This window comes from Pseudomonas sp., assembly GCF_026224925.1.
Taxonomy (GTDB): Bacteria; Pseudomonadota; Gammaproteobacteria; order Pseudomonadales; family Pseudomonadaceae; genus Aquipseudomonas.
The window spans coordinates 1-3,860 of the sequence record NZ_JAMFRV010000490.1 but is presented as its reverse complement, the minus strand read 5'-3'; the positions used below and the strand labels follow the sequence as shown (position 1 = coordinate 3,860).

Here is a 3,860-nt window from a genome sequence, read left to right as displayed (position 1 = left end):
TGTGCGTGGCAGTGATTTCAGCGCCGAACCGCGTGCAGGATTTTGCTTGATGGGCGCCTGCCAGGATTGCTGGGTGCGCTTGGGCGATGGCCGCCGGGTGCGGGCCTGTTCGACGCTGCTTGAAGCTGGACAGACTATCAGCCGTGAACCGGGGCGCAGTCTATGAGCGTGGTAATTGTCGGTGCTGGACCCGCCGGAATTCGGGCGGCGCAAACGTTGCTGTTTCACGGAATCAAAGCCTGTTTGATCGATGAATCTTTGCGTGGCGGCGGTCAAATCTATCGGCGCCAACCGGCGAATTTTCGCCGTACGGCGAAGCAGCTGTATGGGTTTGAAGCGTCGAAGGCCGAGTCGGTGCACCGCACCATTGATGAACTGGCCACGCAGATCGATTACCGCCCCGAGACGCTGGTGTGGAACGCCGAAAATGGTCATCTGGATACGTTGAGCAACGGCCACGCCAGTGTTGTTGAGTATTCGCAGATCATTGTTGCGACAGGCGCTACCGACCGTATTTTGCCGGTGTCGGGCTGGACCTTGCCTGGCGTTTATAGCTTGGGCGCAGCGCAGATCGCGCTGAAATATCAAGGTTGTGCCATAGGCGAGCGCGTGGCGTTTTGTGGCAGCGGACCGTTGCTGTACCTGGTCGCCTATCAATATGCCAAGGCGGGGGCCAATGTCGTTGCGGTGCTCGACAGCGCGCCGTTCAGTGCGCAATGCCGGGCGTTACCTGCGTTGCTTGGTCAACCCATCACGCTGGCCAAAGGTCTGTATTACCGTAGCTGGTTGACTGCCCACGGGGTCCCGGTGCACCAAGGCGCAACGTTGGAAGGTATCGATGGCGAGCAACGCGTCGCCGCCATCAATTGGACTCAGGGTAAACGCCGGCAACAACTGAAATGTGATGCCGTGGCGTTCGCCCACGCCTTGCGCAGCGAGACGCAACTGGCCGATTTGTTGAGCTGCGAGTTTCACTGGAGTGAATTGAACAGAGCCTGGCTGCCGATGCGCGACAGTGCAGGACGCAGTTCAGTTGAAGGCGTGTATTTGGCGGGGGACGGTGCAGGGATCATGGGCGCCGACGCTGCGGAAATGGCCGGCGAGCGTGCGGCATTGGCCGTGCTCGAAGACCGTGGGCTTTTAATCGACAAGGCGCGTAGCAACTATTTGGAACACAAGCTGGCGACCATCGAGCGCTTTCGTCATGGGTTGGAAACTGCCTTCCCGTTCCCGACTGACTGGGCGGCCAAAGCGCCAGATGCATTGATGGTTTGCCGCTGCGAGGAAGTGTCTGCCGGTGAAATTCGTGCAGTGGTCGATGACGGCCATTGGGAAATCAATCGGGTCAAAGCCCATTGCCGAGTCGGCATGGGACGCTGTCAGGGCCGGATGTGTGGATCAGCGGCGGCAGAAATCGTCGCCCAACGCAGCGGTCGCGCACTGAACGACATCGGCCGATTACGCGGTCAGGCGCCGATCAAGCCATTACCGTTTGGCTTGGAGGCTGAATCATGAGTGCGCCGATCGAAACCGATGCGATTGTTCTCGGCGGCGGCATTGTCGGCGCCTCGGCAGCGCTGATGCTCGCGCGCAAAGGAAAACGCGTGGTGCTGCTGGAGCGTGACTTTTGTGGCTCGCATTCCAGTGGGGTCAACTATGGCGGCGTGCGGCGTCAGGGTCGGCCGCTGAGTCAGTTGCCCCTGTCCCAGCGCGCCCACGAGATATGGGGCAACGTGCTGGAACTGATCGGTACCGACGGCGAATACGTGCAGTCGGGCCATCTGAAACTCGCTCGCAGCCATGAGGACATGGCCGCCCTTGAAACCTATGCGCAATCCACTCGCGGTTTTGGCTTGGGTTTGTTGTTGCTGGACCGTGCCGAGTTGCGTGCCCGATACCCATGGGTCGGTGATGTGGCTGTCGGTGCGTCGCTGTGCCCAGATGATGGTCATGCCAATCCTCGCTTGATCTCGCCGGCCTTCGCCCGCGCGGCCCAACGCGCTGGCGCCCAAGTATTCGAACAAGCGAAAGTCATCGACATTGAACACGATGGGCAGGCCTTTACTGTTCATTGCGCCAACGGCATCAAGGTTCGTGCCCCTTGGTTGCTTAACTGCGCAGGCGCTTGGGCCGGAACCGTTGCCGCGCAATTTGGCGAGTCGGTGCCGATGCGTTCCGGGCATCCAGCAATGCTGGTCACCGAACCGTTGCCGATGGTTATGGACGTGAGTACCGGCGTCGAGGGCGGCGGGATTTATGCGCGGCAGGTGGCACGTGGCAATTGCGTGCTCGGCGGAGGACAGGGTTTTGCCCTGACCCCGGAACAAGCGCGCCCAGGGCAAGCCGCGGTGCTTGAGATTCTGCGCAACGCCGCGGAGCTTTATCCGTTTCTCGCCGGCGCTCAGGCGATTCGTACCTGGAGCGGCACCGAAGGTTATTTGCCAGATCGCGAGCCGGTAATTGGCGCCAGCAGCACCCAAGCCGGTTTGCTGCATGGTTTCGGCTTTGCCGGCGCAGGCTTCCAGATCGGCCCGGCAGTGGGAGAAGCCCTCGCCGAACTGGTGTGTTCAGGTTCAACAACACAACCGATTGAAGCGTTTTCAATCGGTCGGTTTCAAACCAATCAAACCGCGCAAGCGGGGACCGTCGTTCAATTGCCCAGAGGAAGATCGCGTCAATGAAGAACATCAATCGTATCGCCCTGTCTTGTCTACCCTTGGCCAGCCTGCTGCTCGCGGGCACGGCACACGCCGAACCGACGCTGTATCTGGGCATGAACGGCGGCACCATGGAGCGCGTCTACGCCGACAAGGTATTACCCGCGTTCGAGAAGGCCAATAACGTTAAAGTGGTGATTGTGCCCGGCACCTCTTCGGACATCCTGGCGAAGGTTCAGGCCAGCAAAGACAACCCGCAGATGCACGTCATGTTCCTCGACGACGGCATCATGTACCGCGCCATCTCCATGGGCTTGTGCGACAAGCTGCAGGACAGCCCGGTGCTGGCCGACATTCCGGCCAAAGCGAAGATCAAGGATCAGGCCGTGGCCGTGACCCTCGGCGTGACCGGTCTTGCTTACAACACGCGCATGTTCAAGGAGAAGGGCTGGAGCGCTCCGACCTCGTGGATGGACTTGGCCGACCCGCGCTTCAAGGACAAAGTCGTGTTCCAGTCCTTGGCCTCATCGACCTTCGGCCTGCACGGTTTCTTGATGTTCAACCGTATCCAGGGCGGCACCGAAGCCAACGTTGAACCGGGCTTTAAAGCCTGGCCAAAAACCGTCGGCCCGAACGTACTGGAATACATCGCCAGTTCGGCGAAAATTTCGGAAATGGTCCAGACCGACGAAGCCGCGATATTTCCACTGACCCCGACCGGCGTGACCACTCTGAAATTGCTCGGCGTACCGGTTGAATACGCACAACCGAAAGAAGGCGCGGTGGTGCTCAATGTCGCCGAATGCGCCATCGCCCATAACGACCAACCCGAACTGGCGCAAAAACTCGCGGCATTTTTGTTGAGTGCAGAGGCTCAGGGACCAGCATTGGAAGAAGGCGATCAAATTCCTTCGAACCCAAAAACGCCGACTACGGATAAGACCCGTGGCCGTGTTGAGGCGATGAACAAGTATTTGGAGACCGCGATCTCAATTGATTGGGATCAGGTGAACCAACAGCGACCGGAGTGGAATGCGCGCTGGAGCAAGACGATTGAGCGGTAGGTGAGGCGGTTGGTTTGATAGACCGAGTCGCGACCTTCGCCAACAAGTTCGCTCCCTCTGGGAGTCATGTGGTCCACAAATCTTTGTAGGAGTTGCCGAAGGCTGCGATTGACCGGAAGAATCGCAGCCTTCGGCAGCT

Annotated in this window: 4 protein-coding genes; all 4 read left to right on the top strand. The window is 59.5% G+C overall.

Translation table 11 applies throughout. From position 1 onward, the window contains the following. The coding region (locus M0974_RS20960; protein WP_297841156.1) for a 2Fe-2S iron-sulfur cluster-binding protein at positions 1–166 on the top strand (166 nt) is incomplete at its 5' end. Next, positions 163–1,515: an FAD/NAD(P)-binding oxidoreductase gene (locus tag M0974_RS20955; RefSeq protein WP_297841154.1), complete on the top strand. Its 1,353-nt coding sequence runs from the start codon at positions 163–165 to the stop codon at positions 1,513–1,515. The genes M0974_RS20960 and M0974_RS20955, both read left to right, overlap by 4 nt. Further along, positions 1,512–2,681, top strand: coding sequence for an FAD-binding oxidoreductase (locus M0974_RS20950; protein WP_297841151.1), 1,170 nt, complete (start codon positions 1,512–1,514; stop codon positions 2,679–2,681). Before M0974_RS20955 ends, M0974_RS20950 begins: the two co-directional genes overlap by 4 nt. Next, positions 2,678–3,721, top strand: a complete 1,044-nt coding sequence (locus tag M0974_RS20945) for an ABC transporter substrate-binding protein (RefSeq protein WP_297841148.1) — start codon at positions 2,678–2,680, stop codon at positions 3,719–3,721. Before M0974_RS20950 ends, M0974_RS20945 begins: the two co-directional genes overlap by 4 nt. The last annotated feature ends 139 nt before the right edge of the window (positions 3,722–3,860 follow it).

Excerpts from the sequence above, each read along its gene's own strand:
- M0974_RS20955 (WP_297841154.1), top strand. The coding sequence starts at position 163 with ATGAGCGTGGTAATTGTCGGTGCTGGACCCGCCGGAATTCGGGCGGCG.
- M0974_RS20950 (WP_297841151.1), top strand. The coding sequence starts at position 1,512 with ATGAGTGCGCCGATCGAAACCGATGCGATTGTTCTCGGCGGCGGCATT.
- M0974_RS20945 (WP_297841148.1), top strand. The coding sequence starts at position 2,678 with ATGAAGAACATCAATCGTATCGCCCTGTCTTGTCTACCCTTGGCCAGC.